The organism is Acinetobacter sp. UBA1297 (genome assembly GCF_002307755.1).
Classification (GTDB): domain Bacteria; phylum Pseudomonadota; class Gammaproteobacteria; order Pseudomonadales; family Moraxellaceae; genus Acinetobacter; species Acinetobacter radioresistens.
In genome coordinates, this window is the sequence record NZ_DBUF01000008.1 from 30,628 (window position 1) to 30,875 (window position 248).

A 248-nucleotide genomic window follows, 5' to 3' on the forward strand; every position below is an offset into this window, starting at 1 on the left:
CTAGGCGATGATGAACCCTATTTCTACAATGTTAGTAAATGGCAAAATTTTCTAAATCATCTAGGCGATGATGAACACCTCAAACATTAAAACAGCCTTATTCCGAATTTTCTAAATCATCTAGGCGATGATGAACATATATAAAGTTTGAATACCTGTAATTTTTCCTTTCTAAATCATCTAGGCGATGATGAACGCTACGCCAGACCTGAATATTCAACTAATGCATTTCTAAATCATCTAGGCGA